This window comes from Streptomyces sp. NPDC054872, from assembly GCF_053610705.1.
This window is the reverse complement of sequence record NZ_JBSGYY010000066.1, coordinates 13,957-32,387: the sequence shown is the minus strand read 5'-3', so window position 1 is coordinate 32,387 and position 18,431 is coordinate 13,957. Positions and strand designations below refer to the sequence as shown.

Annotated in this window: 15 protein-coding genes; 6 read left to right on the top strand and 9 right to left on the bottom strand. The window is 71.1% G+C overall.

From position 1 onward, the window contains the following. Positions 1–70: 70 nt before the first annotated feature. The 4 genes from ACWGIH_RS42260 to lipB form a co-directional block, all read right to left on the bottom strand. The gene (locus ACWGIH_RS42260; RefSeq protein WP_383277920.1) at positions 71–772 is read right to left on the bottom strand and encodes a DUF4191 domain-containing protein; all 702 of its coding nucleotides are present in this window, start codon (positions 770–772) and stop codon (positions 71–73) included. Between the two features lie 30 nt (positions 773–802). Further along, positions 803–1,006 carry an SCO2195 family GlnR-regulated protein gene (locus ACWGIH_RS42255; RefSeq protein ID WP_453452094.1) on the bottom strand — a complete coding sequence of 68 codons (204 nt, stop codon included), beginning with the start codon at positions 1,004–1,006 and terminating at the stop codon, positions 803–805. A gap of 262 nt (positions 1,007–1,268) precedes the next feature. Further along, on the bottom strand, positions 1,269–2,234 hold the full coding sequence (locus ACWGIH_RS42250) for a lipoyl synthase (protein WP_451202900.1): 966 nt from the start codon (positions 2,232–2,234) through the stop codon (positions 1,269–1,271). A 136-nt stretch (positions 2,235–2,370) separates the two neighbouring features. Continuing rightward, positions 2,371–3,207: a lipoyl(octanoyl) transferase LipB gene (gene lipB / locus ACWGIH_RS42245; protein WP_453452073.1), complete on the bottom strand. Its 837-nt coding sequence runs from the start codon at positions 3,205–3,207 to the stop codon at positions 2,371–2,373. Positions 3,208–3,427: 220 nt separating this feature from the next. Here lipB and ACWGIH_RS42240 point away from each other — a divergent pair, with 220 nt between their 5' ends. Then, positions 3,428–4,873, top strand: a complete 1,446-nt coding sequence (locus ACWGIH_RS42240) for a regulator (protein WP_453452074.1) — start codon at positions 3,428–3,430, stop codon at positions 4,871–4,873. Positions 4,874–4,942: 69 nt separating this feature from the next. On the opposite strand, the gene ACWGIH_RS42235 is transcribed toward ACWGIH_RS42240, so the two are convergent. The 3 genes from ACWGIH_RS42235 to ACWGIH_RS42225 form a co-directional block, all read right to left on the bottom strand. After that, the gene (locus tag ACWGIH_RS42235; RefSeq protein WP_453452075.1) at positions 4,943–7,033 is read right to left on the bottom strand and encodes a family 20 glycosylhydrolase; all 2,091 of its coding nucleotides are present in this window, start codon (positions 7,031–7,033) and stop codon (positions 4,943–4,945) included. 306 nt (positions 7,034–7,339) lie between these two features. Then, entirely contained in the window at positions 7,340–8,680 is a 1,341-nt protein-coding gene (locus tag ACWGIH_RS42230) for an NAD(P)/FAD-dependent oxidoreductase (protein ID WP_453452076.1), read from the bottom strand. A 238-nt stretch (positions 8,681–8,918) separates the two neighbouring features. Continuing rightward, positions 8,919–9,854, bottom strand: coding sequence for a TIGR01777 family oxidoreductase (locus ACWGIH_RS42225; RefSeq protein WP_453452077.1), 936 nt, complete (start codon positions 9,852–9,854; stop codon positions 8,919–8,921). Positions 9,855–9,916: 62 nt separating this feature from the next. Between ACWGIH_RS42225 and ACWGIH_RS42220 the strand changes: the two genes are divergently transcribed. From ACWGIH_RS42220 to ACWGIH_RS42210, 3 genes are all read left to right on the top strand, one after another. Then, positions 9,917–10,405, top strand: coding sequence for an N-acetyltransferase family protein (locus ACWGIH_RS42220; protein WP_453452078.1), 489 nt, complete (start codon positions 9,917–9,919; stop codon positions 10,403–10,405). A 116-nt stretch (positions 10,406–10,521) separates the two neighbouring features. Further along, entirely contained in the window at positions 10,522–11,667 is a 1,146-nt protein-coding gene (locus ACWGIH_RS42215) for a PP2C family protein-serine/threonine phosphatase (RefSeq protein ID WP_453452079.1), read from the top strand. A gap of 154 nt (positions 11,668–11,821) precedes the next feature. Next, positions 11,822–12,688 carry a peptidoglycan recognition protein family protein gene (locus ACWGIH_RS42210; RefSeq protein ID WP_453452080.1) on the top strand — a complete coding sequence of 289 codons (867 nt, stop codon included), beginning with the start codon at positions 11,822–11,824 and terminating at the stop codon, positions 12,686–12,688. A gap of 45 nt (positions 12,689–12,733) precedes the next feature. Here ACWGIH_RS42210 and ACWGIH_RS42205 read toward each other — a convergent pair whose 3' ends face one another. Then, the gene (locus ACWGIH_RS42205; RefSeq protein WP_453452095.1) at positions 12,734–13,258 is read right to left on the bottom strand and encodes a DUF4240 domain-containing protein; all 525 of its coding nucleotides are present in this window, start codon (positions 13,256–13,258) and stop codon (positions 12,734–12,736) included. 133 nt (positions 13,259–13,391) lie between these two features. Here ACWGIH_RS42205 and ACWGIH_RS42200 point away from each other — a divergent pair, with 133 nt between their 5' ends. After that, positions 13,392–14,363, top strand: coding sequence for an SDR family oxidoreductase (locus ACWGIH_RS42200; protein WP_453452081.1), 972 nt, complete (start codon positions 13,392–13,394; stop codon positions 14,361–14,363). A 58-nt stretch (positions 14,364–14,421) separates the two neighbouring features. Further along, on the top strand, positions 14,422–15,393 hold the full coding sequence (locus ACWGIH_RS42195; protein WP_453452082.1) for a helix-turn-helix transcriptional regulator: 972 nt from the start codon (positions 14,422–14,424) through the stop codon (positions 15,391–15,393). Positions 15,394–15,461: 68 nt separating this feature from the next. Here the strand turns inward: ACWGIH_RS42195 and aceE are convergent, their stop codons facing one another. Then, the gene (gene aceE / locus ACWGIH_RS42190; protein WP_453452083.1) at positions 15,462–18,158 is read right to left on the bottom strand and encodes a pyruvate dehydrogenase (acetyl-transferring), homodimeric type; all 2,697 of its coding nucleotides are present in this window, start codon (positions 18,156–18,158) and stop codon (positions 15,462–15,464) included. Positions 18,159–18,431 lie beyond the last annotated feature (273 nt).

The window sequence follows — 18,431 nt, the reverse complement described above, 5'->3', positions numbered from 1 at the left end:
CCCCGGAACCGATCGGTTCCGGGGCCTTCGTCATACGTAGAGACAGGAGAGGGGGGAAAGAGGCGGGTGACTACCGCATCTTCGGGCCACCGCGAGGCATCCGCGCGCCCTTCGGCATCGGCCCCTTCGGCAGCGGCATGTTGCTCATGAGGTCACCCATCGCGCGCAGCCGGTCGTTCGTCGCCGTGACCTGCGGGCCCTGGAGGACGCGGGGCAGCTTCAGAAGCGTCGTGCGCAGCTTCTTCAGCGGGACCTGGCCCTCGCCGGTGCCGACGATGACGTCGTGGACCGGGACGTCCGAGACGACGCGGGCCATGCGCTTCTTCTCGGCGGCCAGCAGGCTCTTCACCCGGTTCGGGTTGCCCTCGGCGACGAGCACGATGCCCGCCTTGCCGACCGTGCGGTGCACGACGTCCTGGCTGCGGTTCATCGCCACCGCCGGAGTCGTCGTCCAGCCGCGGCCGATCTTGTCGAGCACCGCGGCCGCCGCACCGGGCTGGCCCTCCATCTGCCCGAAGGCCGCACGCTCAGCCCTGCGCCCGAAGACGATCGCCATCGCGAGGAAGGCGAGCACAAAGCCGAGAATGCCGAGATAGATCGGGTGACCGATCAAGAAGCCGATCGCGAGGAAGACACCAAAGGTGACGATTCCCACAGCCGCGATGATGAGACCGATCCGCGGATCGGCCCTGCGGGTCATCTTGTAGGTCTGAGCGATCTGCTTGAGTCGCCCGGGGTTCGCGGCGTCCGCCGCGGTTTCCTTCCTCGCCATGTCGTGAAGTCTACGTGCCCCTGGAGGTGACTACGACGTGCGGGTTGTCATCGCCTCTTCGAGCACACGCAGCGCGTCGGCCCGGTCCTTGGCGCGGCGCCGGTCGTCGAGCACGGACGTCCAGGCGTTGCGGCGAGCGGTGCGCTGACCGCTGCTCATGAGAATCGACTCGACGGCACGCAGTGCGTCGGTGACGGACGGGATGGCGGTGGCGCGTACGGGCGCGGCCTGCATGGTGGGGCCCTCCTGGGCGGTCATGGGTAGGGCTGTACGTGGGGTAATTCCAGGGTCACTGATTGGTGTTACCAGGGCGTGACCGACCGGTCAAACACGGATGAAGCCTTGACGCCGGACCGCAAAACATTGACGCGGCCGCCACGATCCCCTCACCTGCGGGGACCGTGGCGGCCGCGTCATCTCGGCCACTACTCGCCAGTAGTCGCTTGTGCGCCGATTCACACAGTCGGCTGCCGCCCGAGGGGCTGTCCCGGAGGGATCACACCGCCTGCGAGGCCACGTACGCGCCGCGCTTCTCGATGGCCATCTGGTAGAGGCGTCCCGCGCGGTACGAGGAGCGGACCAGCGGTCCTGACATGACGCCGGAGAAGCCGATCTCCTCGGCCTCCTCCTTCAGCTCCACGAACTCCTGCGGCTTGGCCCAGCGCTCCACGGGGTGGTGACGCGGCGTCGGGCGCAGGTACTGCGTGATCGTGATGAGCTCGCAGCCCGCCTCGTGCAGCGCGTGCAGCGCCTCGCTGATCTCCTCGCGCTCCTCGCCCATGCCGAGGATGAGGTTCGACTTGGTGACCAGGCCGGCCTCGCGGGCGCGGGTGATGACCTCGAGCGACCGCTCGAAGCGGAAGCCGGGGCGGATCCGCTTGAAGATGCGCGGCACCGTCTCCACGTTGTGCCCGAGGACCTCCGGGCGCGAGGAGAAGACCTCGGCCAGCTGGTCGGGGTCGGCGTTGAAGTCGGGGATGAGCAGCTCGACCTTGGTCTTGCCCTCGGCGCGCTCGGCCGTCATCGCGTGGATCTGGCGCACGGTCTCCGCGTACAGCCAGGCGCCGCCGTCGTCCAGGTCGTCGCGGGCGACGCCGGTGATCGTGGCGTAGTTCAGGTCCATCGTGACGACGGACTCACCGACGCGGCGCGGCTCGTCGCGGTCGAGGGCCTGCGGCTTGCCCGTGTCGATCTGGCAGAAGTCGCAGCGCCGGGTGCACTGGTCGCCGCCGATGAGGAAGGTGGCCTCGCGGTCTTCCCAGCACTCGTAGATGTTGGGACAGCCCGCCTCCTGGCAGACCGTGTGCAGGCCCTCGCTCTTCACGAGGTTCTGCATCTTCGTGTACTCGGGGCCCATTTTCGCCCGGGTCTTGATCCACTCGGGCTTGCGCTCGATCGGGGTCTGGGCGTTCCGGACCTCAAGGCGCAGCATCTTGCGTCCGTCCGGTGCGACTGCGGACACATCGGCTCCCTGTAGCTTCGATTCTTCGGCGCACACCAGGGTACGCCCGTGATGTCATTGGGCTGACGTCCGGCCAACCTCCGGCCGACGGGGTGCATTCCCCGAAGCCCTCGGCGGGCCCGGCCGTACCGGCTTTCTAGGCGGTCGCCTTCTCGGTTTCCGGGCTCTCAACCGTCTGCTCGGCGGCCTTCTCCACGGCCCTCGGCTTGAGCTCCGCGTTCTCCAGGACGTCCCGCAGGTGCTTCTCGGCGACGGGCAGGATCTCGGCGATCGTGACCTCGCGGCCCAGCTCGTACGAGAGGGACGTCACGCCCGCGTCGCGGATGCCGCACGGGATGATCTTGTCGAACCAGGTGTTGTCCGGGTTCACGTTCAGCGCGAAGCCGTGCATCGTCACGCCCTTGGCGACACGGATGCCGATGGCCGCGATCTTGCGGTCCTCGCGGCGCTGGCCCGCGTTGGAAGGGGCGTACTCCGGGCCGTTGAAGCGGGCGTCGAACTCGTCGTCCTGCGTCCGGGGGTCGAGGTCCAGCGTGAGGCCGCCCAGCGCCGGACGGTCCTGCACGGGGTCACCGAGGACCCATACGCCGCTGCGGCCCTCGACCCGGCTCGTCTCCAGGCCGAACTCCGCACACGTACGGATAAGCGCCTCTTCCAGACGGCGCACATGTGCTACGACGTCCACCGGGCGCGGCAGCTTCTGGATCGGGTAGCCCACGAGCTGTCCGGGGCCGTGCCAGGTGATCTTGCCGCCGCGGTCCACGTCGACGACGGGGGTGCCGTCCAGCGGGCGCTCGCTGTCCTCGGTGCGGCGGCCCGCGGTGTAGACCGGCAGGTGCTCGAGCAGCAGACACGTGTCGGGCAGCTCGTCGGCGAAGCGGGCGGCGTGCACGCGGCGCTGCTCGTCCCAGGCCTCTTGGTACTCGACCGAATCCGGGCCGAAGCCCAGACGGACGAACCGAAACTCACTCACGGCAAGTGCCTCCCTAGAACCTGCACCGTGCACATATCGCGCCCCCAGCCACTGTACGGGCAGCGGATTCTCGTCAGTCGTCCGGTCAATCCTCACACGATCGGATGAATGCGGGTCGAAGGCCGCGATGAGGGCGGTGGGGGCCGCTACATTCACGCCGTTCACAGAGCCATAAGGGCTGCTCAAGGCAACGCCCGAAAGGCAGGAGACCGCACAGCTGATGACGGAACGACCTCCGCAGCGCACCCCCAACCGCCAGCTAGCCGCGCTCATCTCAGAAGCCGGGTTCTCCAATGCGGGGCTCGCGCGCCGCGTCGATCAGCTGGGCCTCGAGCACGGTCTCGACCTGCGGTACGACAAGACCTCGGTGACCCGCTGGCTGCGCGGGCAGCAGCCGCGCGGCACCACCCCCGCCCTGATCGCCGAGGTCTTCACCCGGCGGTTAGGGCGCCGCCTCTCCGCGCAGGATCTAGGTCTTGACGCCTGTGCGCCGGTGTACGCCGGTCTTGAGTTCGCGGCGAGCCCCGAAGAGGCGATCGACATCGTCGGCGGACTCTGGCGCAAGGACTCCGGAAGCCATGCCGAACTGCGGAAGATCGCGTTCACCCCGGCAGGCCTCGTCGTCCCCAGCAGGGACTGGTTGATCGGCCGCGCCGACGACCGGGTGAGCCGCGGCGACTACGCGCCGAGCGCCGCCCGCGTCCCCACCCAGGGTCGGCCCGCCATACCGCGCCAGCGCAAGGAGCCCGAGCGGGGCGTCGGGGCCAAGGTGACCAGCGGCGACATCTCGGCCCTGCGCTCCGTCGGGGAGCTCTTCCGGGCGCTCGACCACGCGTACGGCGGCGGGCACGCCCGGCAGGCGCTGGTGCGCTATCTGGAGCACGAGGCCGAGCCGATGCTGCGCGGCACATACGGCGAACAGGCCGGGCGGCGGCTCTTCGCGGCCGCCGCCGACCTCACCCGCCTCGCGGGCTGGACCTCGTACGACATCGCGGCGCACGGCCTCGCCCAGCGCTACTACGTCCAGGCGCTGCGGCTCTCGCAGGCGGCGGGCGACCGCGCGTACGGCTCGTACGTCCTGGTCACCATGAGCCGCCAGGCCGTCTACCTCGGGCACGGCAGAGAGGCCGTGCAGCTGGCGCGGGTGGCCCAGCAGGGCGTCGGGTCATCGGCGCCGCCCGTCGTACAGGCTCTGCTGCACTCGGTCGAGGCGCGTGGGCACGGGGTGCTCGGCGAGGTGCGGGCGTGCACGGCGTCGATGGTGCGAGCCGAGCGGGCCCTGGAGACGTCGCGGCCGGGCGACGAGGTCCCCTACTGGGCGCGGTTCTTCGACGAGGCCCAGCTCGCGGACGAGTTCGGGCACTGTCACCGGGACCTCCAGCAGTACCGCGTGGCCGCCCAGCACGCGGAGCGCTCGCTCCAACTGCGCGCCCCCGGGTATGCCCGCAGCCGTCTGTTCTGCCGAGTGGTGCTCGCTTCCTCCCGGCTCGCACTCGGTGAGCTGGACCAGGCCTGCCAGCTGGGCGCGGAAGCGGCACAGGCGGCGGGCGAGATGCGGTCGGTGCGGGCCGTCGAGTACGTACGCGACTTCGAGCGGCGGCTCGAGCCGTACCGCGACGCCGCGGCGGTGCGCGGATATCGCGACCGGGTGTCGGCGCTGGGCTGACGTCCGAGGTGGTGTCGTAAGGGGCGGGCCTGCGCAGGCCCGCCCCTTACCCATGTGCGCGACCGGGGCTCAGCGCAGGCGCGCGACCTCTTCGGGGGACAACGCCTCGTCCCAGGTGGTGAGTTCGTCGAGATCGCCCCGCAGACCCGCCTTCTCCGTCCCGATGGAGCGCAGCGGCAGCGGGATCGACGCCGCGACGGACCCGATCCGCCGGCCGTCGGCGTACAGGGTGGTGTGTCCCGGAGTCGTCACCCACGTCAGCCGTGTCCAGCGGTCGAGCGGCAGCGTGTGGTCGAAGCTGAAGTCGGCCGCTCCGTACCGCGTGAAGCCGACCTTCCCGGTGCCGTGCTGCATCAGCTTCAGCGCGCCCGCCTTCGAGCTGAGCAGCACCTGGTCGCCGGTCCGGGCCGTCGGGCGGACCCGCACCGACACGGTCCACGGCTCGGCGACGTCGAGACCGCCGAAGCCCACGCCGTCCCGGTCGGAGTCGAAGCGCCAGGCCTGGCCGCGCACGCCCCGCACGGGGGTGGGGTTGTTGATGATGTACGAGGTGCCGGGCAGGGAGCCCGCCACGTCCTCGGCGAGGATCGTGTTTCCGGGGCTGCCCGCGTAGGTCCAGCCGCTGGGGTAAGCGGCGTCGTCGAACGTCCAGTGGTGGCTCGGCCGGCCCTCGACCCGCGGCGGTAGTGGCGTGGGCGTTGTCCCGGGAGGGTCGCCTATACGGGCGGCACGGGCCCTGAAGTCGGCGAGCGTGTCCGGGGTCGGGGACTTGTTCCACGCGCGGTCGGCGAGGATCGCGCGGGGGCCCGCCATGTGCTGCTCGAAGTAGCCGTCGTCGGCCCAGAAGTTGTAGTCGGCCCAGTTGGTGACGCCGGAGCCGAGCATGTCGGGGTCGGTGTTCGGCGCCCAGTTGTCGTACATCCAGGGCTCGTCCGGATACAGGTGGTGGTAGTTGTTCGGGGTGTCGTAGAACGGGCCGATGGCGATCTCGTCGTGGCCGGGGATCGCCGGCTCGGCGTCCGTGCCCTCCCAGGTGAGGAAGACGACCGGGGCGTGCACCTGCTGCCGGGGTGCGTCCAGGTGCTCGGAGCCGTTGTATACGGCCGTGCGCTTGCCGTGCGAAGTGACGACGTCGTCAAGGGTGTTGATGTAGCGGTTCAGGAGATCGCCGAGTGTGTCCACGTCCGGGCTCCGGGCCAGGTGGTTCTTCACGCGCGGGCACTGGGCGAGCTGTCCGGGAACCTCCTCGGCGCCGATCGAGAACAGCGGCGCGTCGAACCAGCCCGCGAACTCGTCCACGATCTCCTTGGACTTCGCGACCGCCTTGTCGCTGGTCATGTCGATGATCCAGTCGGGCGTCAGATGCGAGTGCGTGTGGGCGCCGGTGCACGCGTCGGCACCGGACCCGAAGCCGATGCCGAAGGCCTCGCTGATCACGGTGGCGTGGCCGGGGAGTTCGAGGCCGGGCATCAACTGGACGTGATGGCGGGCCGCGAAGGCCTTCAGGTGCTCGATGTCGGCGCGGCTGTAGCTGTGGTCGGGGTCGGCGAGGCCCGGGAACTTCGGGCTGTAGAGGCGGAATCCCTCGGACTCGGAGAGGTGCAGGAAGAGGGTGTTGAGCTTCTGGTCGCCCATCCTGCGGATCAGGTTCTCCAGGTAGGAGATCTTCCAGTACTTGCGTCCCGCGTCGAGGTGCACCATGCGGACGGCCTGCGCCGGGCGGTCGGTGGAACGTGCGCGGGGGACGGCGCGGTGGTCGTCGGCCGTGGAGCGCAGGAGGTGGAGGAGGGTGCGGGTGCCGTAGTAGAGGCCGTGGGTGGATGCGGCCTCGATGCGGATCGGGCCCTCGCTGTCGAAGCCGTAGCCCTCGGCTCCGAGGCCGCCCTCGGCGGTGAGGCCGAGCGTGATGTCGCCGGCGGCCGGTCGGCCCGTATGGGCGATCCGGGGCGAGATGCCGGTGACCTGCTCGATCTCCGTACGGAGTTGGTCGGCGAGCTTGCGTACGGACTGGTGTGCGGGGCCCGGGAACTCGGCGCGGCCCGCGGGGAGCGCGGTGGTGGATCCGGCGCGCGGGTCGATCAGGATGCGGGTGCGTTCGGTGAGCTTCGTACGGCCGTCGAGCGCGGTCCAGTCGGTGGGGCGCGGGACGACGGAGGGCACGTCGGTCCCTGCGGTCCGTGAGGCCCCTGCGGTGGATGAGGTGGCTGCGGTGGCGGACGGCAACGATAGACCTCCTATGAATAGGCCGAGGATGAGTGATATCACCGGGATGGTGCGACGCACGTGAGTCCTCCCGCGGCTTGGCGATCCGGTGGGACCGTAGCCGTGGGGTACCGGTGTGGCAAGGGAAGTTGCAGGGGTGGGTGAGGTTCAGCCGGGGATGCTGGGAGGGGGCGTACGGAAAGAGGGAAGCCCCCGCGTGAGGACGCGAGGGCTTCCAGGTGTGACGCAGAGGTCGGATGGCTGTCAGGCCGCCATCGGTAGTTCCCCTGTGCCGTGAGCGGGGTCAACGCCGAGGTCCACGAGTGCGGCCCGCGCCGCGCGGCGGCCCGAGTGCAGGGCGCCCTGCACCGTGCTGGTGTCCCGGTGGTCACCGCAGACGTAGAGCCCCGAGAGCAGCCGCACCGGGCGGCGCAGATCGTGCGGCGGCGGCATGGCAGGCACCGCCTCGCGGGTGTGATGGACGGCCAGGGATTCCCAGCGGGCGGTCGACGTGCCGTACAGCTCGGCGAGATGGGTCAGGACGGCGCGCTCGTCCGGCGGCGGGCCGAGGACCGTCGACGAGACGAGCGACCTGCCCGCGGGTGCGCGCGAGGGGTCGACGTGGCTGACGACGGCCGTGTGCGCGACCGGGCCCGAACGGTCGGCGTCGAGCAGCAGCGCGGGCTCGGCGAGCGGTGCCTCGGGCGCCGCGTGGTGCACCACCGTCACCTCGTGGAAGGGCGGCACGCGCAGGCCGGGCAGCAGGGCGGCGGCCGCCCGCGCGTCGGTGGCCAGCAGAACCGCGCGGCAGCGCACCTCGCCGTGTTCAGTGGTGGTGACCGAGGTCGTGGAGACGCCCGTGACGCGTACGCCGGTGCGGACCGTCTCCGGTGGCAGCGCCGCCGCCAGGAGTTCGGGCAGCACCTCGGCGCCGCCCTCGGGCAGGCACAGGCGGCCGCGTGCGAAGGAGTGCAGGGCGAGGTCGGCGCAACGGCTCGATGTCGTCAGGTCCGGGTCGCAGAGGAGTGCGGAGAGCAGCGGGCGCAGGAATCCGGTGACGGTGCGCGTGGGCAGGCCCCGGGCGAAGAGGGCCTGCGAGGCGGGGAGTTCGGGGCGGGCGAGCAGACGGTTCGGGTCTGTCGCCGCGAGCCTGGCCAGCGCGGCGCCGAGCCGGGCCTGGTCGAGCGCGCCGCCGAGGGGGGCGGTGCGGGACGTGGTCCGTGCGATGAGCGGACCCCTGGGGGCGCTTGCGAGGGCGCGTGCGGCGGTGAGTGCGCCCCTCGCGCGCCGGGGGCTCGTGGCCTCGACGGCGCGATGGTGCCGACCGTCGCTGTGCACCAGGACGCCGGGCACGAAGGGCCGCAGTACGAGGGCGTCGAGCCCCGGCGTGTGGCGCAACTCGGGGTAGGACGTGGTGAGCAACTGCCCGATTCTGTCGAGCCGGAACCCGTCCACCTTCTCCGTCGACATGCGCCCGCCGACGTAAGGGGCGGCTTCCAGGACGACGGTCGTTACACCCGCACTGGTCAGCTGGTGGGCGGCCGACAGTCCCGCGACCCCAGCTCCCACGATGACGACATCCGCATGGTGCGCAGGCTCTGGCACGTGCCCCTCCCCGAGGTTGCGCGGCTGCTGGGGACGTCATGCCCTCAACAGGGCTTCGGAATCACCGAGTTCCGCACGAGGGTAGGAGCACGAACGGTCGGGGGCAGTCGCGCATCGACCGAGCACGGTCGCACGCCGGTCGCACAGAGGTCGTGCGGCGGTCGTGCGGTGGTCGCGGGAGCGGAGAGCGCGGGTGGTGTGCCGCAACCCCTCTACCGCTACCGCAAACCCGCTACCGCTACCGCAACGCCTCGCGGATCGTCTCCTCGATGCCCGGGAACGCGAACGAGAAGCCCGACTCCAGGAGCCGGGTCGGAAGCACCCGCTGGCTGCCGAGCACGTCACCGGCCATCTCGCCGAGCACGACGCGCAGCGCGGGCGCGGGCGCCGCGAAGAGCGTGGGCCGGTGCAGCACCCGGCCCATCGCGGCCGTCACCTCGCGGTTGGTCAGCGGGTCGGGCGCGGTCAGATTGACCGGGCCCGCGAGCGAGTCCGTGTCGAGCAGGTGCCGCAACGCGGCCACGGCGTCGTGCAGCGAGATGTAGCTCCAGTACTGCCTGCCGTCGCCGAGTCGCCCACCGAGCCCCGCCTTGAAGAGCGGGAACATCCGCTGCCAGGCCCCGCCCTCGCGCGCCACCACCAGGCCGTTGCGCGCGAAGACCGTGCGGATGCCCGCCGCGTGCGCCGCGGCGGCCGCGCCCTCCCACTCCACGCACAGGGACGGCAGGAAGCCCTCTCCGGAGGGAGCACTCTCGTCCACCGCGCGCTGACCGGTGTCTCCGTAGTAGCCGATCGCGCTCGCGCACAGGAAAACCCGGGGCGGCTCGTCGAGCGAGGCGGCAGCCTCGGCGAGCGTCGCGGTGCCGAGCACCCGGCTGTCGCGGAGCTCCCGCTTGTAGGCGTCCGTCCAGCGGCGGTCACCGATCCCGGCTCCCGCCAGGTTGACCAGCGCGTCGCAGCCCGCGAGCCCCGCCGTGTCGACGTACCCCTTCTTGGGGTCCCAGCGCACCTCCTGCTTCGTACGAGGTGCCCGGCGCACCAGCCGCACCACCTCGTGGCCGTCGTCGGTGAGGGCGCGCGTCAGCGCCGTTCCGATGAGGCCGGACGCACCGGCCACGGCGATACGGGACCGCCGCGACGAGGGGGCTGACTGCTCGGGATCGGTGGGTGCCATGACGTCATCCTGCCCCGGAAACCCACGGAGAGGCGTCAGGCGGCCGTCGTACAGTGACGTCCATGCAGGACATGCTCATACGTACCGCTCTGCCGGACGACGAAGAAGCCCTCGGCCGCCTCGACCGCGTCACCTGGTCCACCCTGCACGCGGTACAGCCTGCTCCGCAGCGTCCGTACCCGCCGTTCTTCAGTGACCGCTTCGGGCCGCACGACCATTTGGTCGCCGAGCTGAACGGCGTGGTCGTCGGCTACATACGGCTCGGATATCCCACCTCCGTCCTGGCCAACGCCCACGTGCGCCAGATCCTGGGCTTCGCCGTCGCGGACGAGGCGCGCGGCAGGGGAGTGGGCCGCCGTCTGGTCAGGGCCGCGGTGGAGGAGGCCCGCCGCCAGGGCGCGCGGCGCATCACGCTGCGGGTGCTCGGCCACAACATCCCGGCCCGGACGCTCTACGCCTCCGAGGGCTTCGTGGTCGAGGGGGTGCTGCCGGGTGAGTTCTTCCTCGACGGCGCGTACGTGGACGACGTGCTGATGGGGCGCGTGCTCTGACACTCCCGGGGCTGCCATGGCCCCCGCCCCGGAGCTGCCACCCGACGGACCGGCCCGGCGTGCGGCGGGCACGCGCGCGTAGGAGCGTGGAATGGCCGACCGGAAGGAGCGAACCGATGTTCAGGGTCGCTGCTGCCAGCCGGCGGGACCGGGAGGAGCCCGGCTGGCTGCGCGGGGCACCGCCGCCCACCTGGGTGCGCTGGCCTCCGCCCGTGCTCCTGGTCGTGACCTGCGTCATCCAGCTCGCCACTCCGGAGACGGTCGACCTCAGCTTCCTGCTCGCCGCCGTGCCCCCGCTGGCCGCGCTCTCGTACGGCGCCTCCGTCACGGCCCTCTTCGGCGGCACCGTGGTGCTGCTGCTCTACCTGCCGGGCTTCGGGCTCGGCCGCCCCGGGGACAGCGATGTGCTGACGGTCGCCTTCGTGGCGCTCCTGAGCATCGTGTTCGCCTGGGTACGCAGCCGCCGCGACACCCAGCTCGTCACCGTCCGCACCGTCGCGGAAGCCGCCCAGTTCGCCGTCCTGCCGCCGCTGCCGGAGCGCGTGGGCCCGGTGCGCTGCGCGGGCCTCTACCGCGCGGCGCAGGGCGGGACGCTGGTCGGCGGTGATCTCTTCGACGTGCGCAAGGGGCCCAGCGGCGTACGGGCGCTGGTGGGCGATGTGCAGGGGCACGGCCTCGCGGCCGTCGGAACGGTCGCCGCGCTGCTCGGAGCCTTCCGGGAGGCGGTGCTCGACCAGCCCGACCTGGAGGGGGTCGCAGGCCGGCTCGACCGGCGGCTCGTGGTCGACTCCGAAGAGGCCGAGCACGCCGAACTCTTCGCCACGGCCGTCCTTCTGGAGTTCCGTGGCGACGCGGCCGAGCTGCGGGTCGTCTCCTGCGGCCACCCGCCCCCGCTGCTGCTGCGGGGCGGCTCCGTCCAGGAGCTCGCCGTGGCGCCGGGCGCGCCGCTGGGCCTGGGGATCGCGGGAGTCGCCCCGCCCGAAGAGGTGACCGTGGGCCTGCGGCCAGGCGACCGCCTCCTCGTGGTGACCGACGGGGTGACCGAGGCGCGGGACGGGTCCGGCGCCTTCTATCCGCTGACCGAACGCCTTCCGGTGCTCTGCGCCGACCTGCGGGACGACCCGGCGGCGATGACGTCCGCCGTCTGGAAGGACCTGGTGCGGTTCTCCGGCGGCGTCGGGGACGACGTGGCCCTGCTGGCGTTCTCGATGGACCTGGGGCCGGACGTGAGGCCGGACCCGCGGGTGGTCCCGGAGCCGTAGCGGAGGCGCCGCCCGCCGAGGCGCCGCTACCTGTGTCCGGCCTCAGGCGCCGCCCTGCCGGGGGCCAGGAGCCGCCCCCTGAGCTCGCCCTCCGGTTCACCCGATTGGCGGAGTGTGGATCGCGGGGGGAGGGGGCGGGCCGGACAGTCGGAGCATGCGTGTCTTCCGTGGGTCGTCCGCGGCGCGCGTGCCGGTGACGGTGCGTGCGGTGCTCGCCTGCGTGCCGGGAGTCGCGGCCGTCGGGCTACTGCTGTTGTGCGCGTGGTTCGTGGGGCCGGGGGTGTCAGGGGCGTCGGCGCGGGCGGGTGACGGTGCGGTGGCGTTCGCCGGGCTCGGGGAGCGGACCGGCGTGACCGGGCGGCACTCGGTGATGCCGGCGGCCGCGGCTCTGGTGCGGCGGGAGGCGGGCCATCCCGCGGCGCGGCCACGCGTGGTGCCGCGCGCCGAGTGGCTGGCCGACGCGACGGATGAGGCGCCGCCCGCCCGGTACGCCGGCCGGGTCCGGGCGGTGTTCATCCACCACACGGACACCCCGAACAGTTACGACTGCGCCGACGCCGCGCGCACCATCCGGTATCTGCACGCCGGTCAGACCGAGGGGAGACAGTGGGACGACATCGGCTACAACTTCCTCGTCGACCGGTGCGGGACCGTCTACGAAGGGCGTGCGGGCGGCATCGAGAGGGCCGTCGTCGGGGCGCACACGCAGGGTTACAACAAGGGATCGGTGGGGATCGCGGCGATCGGAACGTTCACGGAAGGGACGCCTGTTCCCAAGGCCATGACCGACGCCATGGCCCGGCTGATCGCGTGGAAACTCGGTCTCTCGGACGTGAACCCGCTGTCCGCGGTGCGGCTGGTCTCCACCAACAGCCTCAGCAGGTATCCGGCGGGGGCCGTCGAGGCGTTCAGCGCGGTGTCCGGGCACCGCGACGGCTACACCACCTCCTGCCCGGGTGCGGCGCTCACGGCCGCGCTCCCCGCGATCAGGGAGAAGGCCGCACGGCTGCAGGGCAGGTGAAAGCCGGCAGGTGGAGGCAGATGCAGAGTCCGTCCCGGTACCGGCTCAGTCGATCTCGGCGAAACGTTCCCACAGCTTCGGGTAACGCTGGGCCATCGCCGCCTCGTCCTCGAAGTCGAGGGGTGTGCCCTGCGGCTCCGTCGGGGCGGGAGCGATGCCGAGATCGGGGGTGACCACGCCGGTGAGCTGCTCGTAGGCCTCGTCCGCCGCGTAGCCGAGCTCCTCGCCGTCGCCGTCGATGTCCTCGTCGAAGTCGTCGAGGAGGTCCGCGAGCGAGTCCGGGTCGTGCAGGGCTCCCTCGAACACCTCGCGCCCCTGACCGATCAGCCAGCAGCGGAAGTAGTCGAAGGCGTCGTCGCTTGCGCCGCCGAGGAGGACCCAGGAAGCGCCCCACAGATCCCAGCGGTAGGCACGGTTGTAGCGCGCCTCGAAGTGACGGGCGAAGTCGAGCACCATGTCCGGCTCGAGTTCGAGGAGTTTCTCGGTGAGCAGGTCGGCGTGGTCCTCGGGGTCGCCCTCGGCGGCCACGCGGGTGCGGTCCACGATCTCCCAGAACTCCGTCTCGTCCATCACGGGACAAGCATCGGTCCTGCGGGGTGGGTACGCACGCGGAGTGCGGCGGATGCGACTGTCTCGTTATGCGTGCACATGCCCGTGGAAAACCCGACAGCAGGTGTCGGCATTGGGTGGCAGCCTCGAACTCATGGAGAGCGAAGAGATGGACACCACGCACGCACCCGCGCACCCCCTGACCGGAAAGGTCGCCCTCGTCGCCGGCGCCACCCGCGGCGCGGGCCGGGCCATGGCCGTGGAGCTCGGCCGCGCCGGGGCCACCGTGTACGCGACGGGCCGTACGACCCGGGCGCACACCAGCGAGGTCGGGCGCACCAAGGAGACCATCGAGGAGACCGCGGAGCTGATCACCGCGGCGGGCCGGGAGGCCGGCGGACCGGGCGCCGGGATCGCCGTACCCACCGATCACCTGGAGCCCGAGCAGGTCGAGGCCCTCGTCGACCGGATCGACCGTGAGCAGGGCCGCCTGGACATCCTGGTCAACGACATCTGGGGCGGTGACCTCCACGTCGAGTGGGACAAGAAGATGTGGGAGCACGACCTCGACAAGGGGCTGCGCCTGATGCGCCTCGGCATCGAGACCCACATCGTCACCAGCAGGTACGCGCTGCCGCTGCTCATCAAGAACCCCGGCGGCCTGGTCGTCGAGGTGACCGACGGGACCGAGGAGTACAACGGCCCCAACTACCGCAAGCCCTTCTACTACGACCTCGCCAAGTCGGCCCCGCTGCGGATGGCGTTCGGCCTGGCCGAGGAGCTCAAGGAGTACGGCTGCACGGCCCTCTGTCTGACGCCCGGCTGGCTGCGCTCCGAAGCCATGCTCGACACCCACTTCAAGGTGACCGAGGAGAACTGGCTCGACGGCCGCGCGCAGAACCCGCACTTCGCGATCTCCGAGACCCCGACGTTCGTGGGCCGGGCCCTGGTCGCGCTGGCCGCCGACCCCGAGGTGGCCCGCTGGAACGGGGCCTCGCTCTCCAGCGGCGGTCTCGCCAAGGAGTACGGCTTCACGGACGTCGACGGTTCGGCGCCCGACGCCTGGCGCTACATCGCGGAGGTCGAGCAGAAGGGCAAGCCCGCCGACGTCACGGGGTACCGCTAGGGGCCCTCCCGTGACCGTGAGCCTCTTCCCGCCCACCGGCTGACGGCATCATGGGGGCATGCGCGCTGCACGCCTCATCAAGATGGTGCTTCTGCTCCAGGCCCGCCCCTCCATGACGGCCGCCGAACTCGCGGGTGAGCTCGAAGTGTCCGAGCGGACCATCACGCGGGACGCCCAGGCCCTCTCGGAGGCGGGCGTCCCGGTCTACGCCGACCGGGGGCGGGCCGGCGGCTACCGGCTCATCGGCGGCTACCGCACCCGGCTGACCGGCCTCGGGCGCAGCGAGGCGGAGGCCCTCTTCCTGTCCGGAGTGCCGGGCGCACTGCGTGAGATGGGCCTGGAGGACGCGGCGTCGGCGGCCCGTCTGAAGGTGTCGGCGGCGCTGATGCCCTCGCTGCGGGACGCTTCGCAGAACGCCTCGCAGCGGTTCCACCTGGACGCGCCGGGCTGGTTCCAGGAGACGCCCGCGCCCGAACTGCTGCCCGCGCTGGCGGACGCGGTGTGGGACGACCGCACCGTCACCGCCCGCTACCGGCGCCAGGACGCCGAGGTGGAGAGGGAGTTGGAGCCCTATGGCCTCGTCCTCAAGGCCGGGGTCTGGTATCTGTGCGCGCGGGTGCCCGACACGGGTTCGTTCCGGGTGTACCGCATCGACCGGTTCACCGCGATCGCCGTCGAAGAGGAACGCTTCGTACGCGACGAGGACTTCGACCTGCCGGGTTTCTGGGAGGAACGGGCCGCGCAGTTCGCGCGGGCGATCCTGCGCTCCGAGGTCGTGCTGCGGCTCTCCGAGGCGGGCGTGCGCCGGCTCCCGTACGCCACCGACTCCGCGTCCACCCAGGAAGCACTGGAGACAGCGAGTGACCCGGACGAGGAGGGCTGGGTGACGCTGACCCTCGCGGTCGAGAACGAGATGGTGGCGTACACGCAGCTCATGTCGCTGGGCCCGGAGGTGGAGGTCCTGGAACCCAAGGCGCTGCGGGAGCGTTTCGCGACAGCGGCGACACGGATGGCCCGCCGCTACGAGTAGAACGCCCCCGCACACGGGAACGGGCCCCCGCCTTCCGGCAGGGACCCGCACCCACATCGAGCCGAAGGCTACAGACCGTACTTCGCCCGAGCTTCCTTCACCGCGGAAGCCGGCACCTCGCCACGACGGGCAAGCTGCGCGAGCGAGGCCACGACGATCGACTCCGCGTCGATGCCGAAGTGGCGACGAGCCGCGTCACGCGTGTCGGAGAGGCCGAAGCCGTCCGCACCCAGGGACGAGTAGTCCTGCTCGACCCACTGCGCGATCTGGTCGGGAACCTGCCGCATGTAGTCGGAGACCGCAAGCACGGGACCCTGCGCACCCTCGAGCGCCGTACGCACGTACGGAATGCGCTCCTCGCCGCGCAGGATCGCCTCGTCCGCCTCCAGGGCGTCGCGGCGCAGCTCGGTCCAGGAGGTCGCGGACCACACGTCGGCGGCCACACCCCACTCCTCGGCGAGCATCTTCTGGGCCGCGAGCGTCCAGTGGATGGCCGTGCCCGAGCCGATCAGCTGGATGCGCGAGGCGTTGGCGGCGGGGGAGAGCCCCGCCGACTCGGCGGTGTTGAAGCGGTACAGGCCGCGCACGATGCCCTCGTCCACACCCGCGGGCTTCGCGGGCTGCGGCATCGGCTCGTTGTAGACGGTGAGGTAGTAGAAGACGTTCTGGTCCTCACCGGGGGCCGCCTCGCCGTACATGCGGCGCAGACCGTCCTTGACGATCGCCGCGACCTCGTAGGCGAACGCCGGGTCGTACGACATGGCGGCGGGGTTCGTCGCGGCGATCACCGGCGAGTGGCCGTCCGCGTGCTGCAGACCCTCACCCGTCAGCGTCGTACGACCGGCGGTGGCGCCGACGAGGAAGCCGCGGCCGAGCTGGTCGCCGAGCTGCCACATCTGGTCGGCGGTGCGCTGCCAGCCGAACATCGAGTAGAAGATGTAGAACGGGATCATGGCTTCGCCATGCGTCGCGTAGGACGTCGACGCGGCGATGAAGTCCGCCATCGAACCGGCCTCGGTGATCCCCTCGTTGAGGATCTGGCCGTCCTTCGCCTCGCGGTAGTACATCAGCTGGTCGCGGTCGACCGGCTCGTACGTCTGACCCTTGGGCGAGTAGATGCCGAGCGACGGGAAGAGCGACTCCATGCCGAAGGTGCGCGCCTCGTCGGGGACGATCGGCACCCAGCGCTTGCCGGACTCCTTGTCGCGGATCAGGTCTTTGACGAGGCGTACGAAGGCCATGGTCGTCGCGATCGACTGCGATCCGGAGCCCTTGTCGAACGAGGCGAACGCCTTGTCGGCCGGGGCGGGCAGCGGCGCGATCGGCTGCGTGCGGCGGGCCGGGGCCGGGCCGCCGAGCGCGGCACGGCGCTCCTGGAGGTAGCGGACCTCGGGGGAGTCGGCGCCCGGGTGGCCGTAAGGCACCACGCCGTCGACGAACTGGCTGTCCGAGATCGGCAGCTCAAGGAGGTCACGCATGTCCTTGAACTCGTCCACCGTGAGCTTCTTCATCTGGTGGTTGGCGTTCTTGGACTCGAAGCCCTTGCCCAGCGTGAAGCCCTTGACCGTCTGCGCGAGGATCACGGTCGGCGCGCCCTTGTGGGTGAGCGCCGCACGGTAGGCCGCGTAGACCTTGCGGGCCTCGTGGCCGCCGCGCGAGAGGTGGAAGCACTCGCTGATCTTGTCGTCGCTGAGCAGCTTGCCCAGCTCGACCAGGGCGGGCTCGGCACCGAAGAAGTGCTCGCGGATGTAGGCGGCGTCGCGCGTCGCGTACGTCTGGAACTGCGCGTCCGGCACCTCGCGCAGGCGGCGGACCAGGGCGCCGTTGGTGTCGAGCTGGAACAGCTCGTCCCAGGCCGAGCCCCACAGGACCTTGATGACGTTCCAGCCGGCACCGCGGAACTGGGCCTCCAGCTCCTGCACCACGCGGAAGTTGGCGCGGACCGGGCCGTCGAGGCGCTGCAGGTTGCAGTTGATGACGTAGGTGAGGTTGTCGAGACCCTCACGCGCGGCGAGCGCGAGGGCTGCCGTCGACTCGGGCTCGTCCATCTCGCCGTCACCGAGGAACGCCCACACGTGCGAGGCGGAGACGTCCTTGATGTTGCGGTTGGAGAGGTACCGGTTGAAGCGCGCCTGGTAGATCGCGGAGAGCGGACCCAGACCCATCGACACGGTCGGGAACTCCCACAGCCAGGGCAGCCGGCGCGGGTGCGGGTAGGACGGCAGGCCGTCGCCGCCCGACTCGCGGCGGAAGTTGTCGAGCTGCGCCTCGTTCAGACGGCCGTCGAGGAAGGCGCGGGCGTAGATGCCGGGGGAGGCGTGGCCCTGGATGTAGAGCTGGTCGCCGGAGCCGTCCCCCTCCTTGCCGCGGAAGAAGTGGTTGAAGCCCGTCTCGTACAGCCAGGCGGCGGAGGCGAAGGTGGCGATGTGGCCGCCGACGCCGTATTTGCTGCCCCGGGTCACCATCGCGGCCGCGTTCCAGCGGTTCCACGCGGCGATCCGCTGCTCCATCGCCTCGTCGCCCTCGATCGCCGGCTCGGCGGAGGTGGGGATGGTGTTGACGTAGTCGGTCTCAAGGAGCTTGGGCAGCGCCAGGCCCGCGCCCTCGGCGCGCTCCAGCGTGCGCCGCATCAGGTATGCGGCTCGGTGCGGCCCGGCCGCCTGGGTAACGGCGTCCAGGGAGGCCTGCCATTCGGCGGTCTCCTCGGGGTCGCGGTCCGGGAGCTGGTCGAGCTCGCTCGGCTGGATTGCGGAGGGGTCGGTCATGTCGCCGCCTTCCTGAGTCGGAGGGGGTCCCCTGTTCGGTAAGGGGTGGGGGTGCCCTAGGTCTTTGGCAGGACAGGGCGTGAAGCTCTGGTGTGAGCCCGTCGGAGACTGTAACTCCGTGATCGATGATCGATCAAAGGGTTGAAGGCGAAAACTCCTTCATATTCAGAAAGTAGGCATCCGGTGCCATTAAGAAGGGCACGCGGTGCCTTCGATTTGAAGGATCACCGCAGGTGAGAGCACGTTTGAGCGGCTCGGTCACGGATGAGCGCG

Excerpts from the sequence above, each read along its gene's own strand:
- ACWGIH_RS42260 (WP_383277920.1), bottom strand. The coding sequence starts at position 772 with ATGGCGAGGAAGGAAACCGCGGCGGACGCCGCGAACCCCGGGCGACTC.
- ACWGIH_RS42255 (WP_453452094.1), bottom strand. The coding sequence starts at position 1,006 with ATGCAGGCCGCGCCCGTACGCGCCACCGCCATCCCGTCCGTCACCGAC.
- ACWGIH_RS42240 (WP_453452074.1), top strand. The coding sequence starts at position 3,428 with ATGACGGAACGACCTCCGCAGCGCACCCCCAACCGCCAGCTAGCCGCG.
- ACWGIH_RS42225 (WP_453452077.1), bottom strand. The coding sequence starts at position 9,854 with ATGGCACCCACCGATCCCGAGCAGTCAGCCCCCTCGTCGCGGCGGTCC.
- ACWGIH_RS42220 (WP_453452078.1), top strand. The coding sequence starts at position 9,917 with ATGCAGGACATGCTCATACGTACCGCTCTGCCGGACGACGAAGAAGCC.
- ACWGIH_RS42215 (WP_453452079.1), top strand. The coding sequence starts at position 10,522 with ATGTTCAGGGTCGCTGCTGCCAGCCGGCGGGACCGGGAGGAGCCCGGC.
- ACWGIH_RS42210 (WP_453452080.1), top strand. The coding sequence starts at position 11,822 with ATGCGTGTCTTCCGTGGGTCGTCCGCGGCGCGCGTGCCGGTGACGGTG.
- ACWGIH_RS42205 (WP_453452095.1), bottom strand. The coding sequence starts at position 13,258 with ATGGACGAGACGGAGTTCTGGGAGATCGTGGACCGCACCCGCGTGGCC.
- ACWGIH_RS42200 (WP_453452081.1), top strand. The coding sequence starts at position 13,392 with ATGGAGAGCGAAGAGATGGACACCACGCACGCACCCGCGCACCCCCTG.
- ACWGIH_RS42195 (WP_453452082.1), top strand. The coding sequence starts at position 14,422 with ATGCGCGCTGCACGCCTCATCAAGATGGTGCTTCTGCTCCAGGCCCGC.
- aceE (WP_453452083.1), bottom strand. The coding sequence starts at position 18,158 with ATGACCGACCCCTCCGCAATCCAGCCGAGCGAGCTCGACCAGCTCCCG.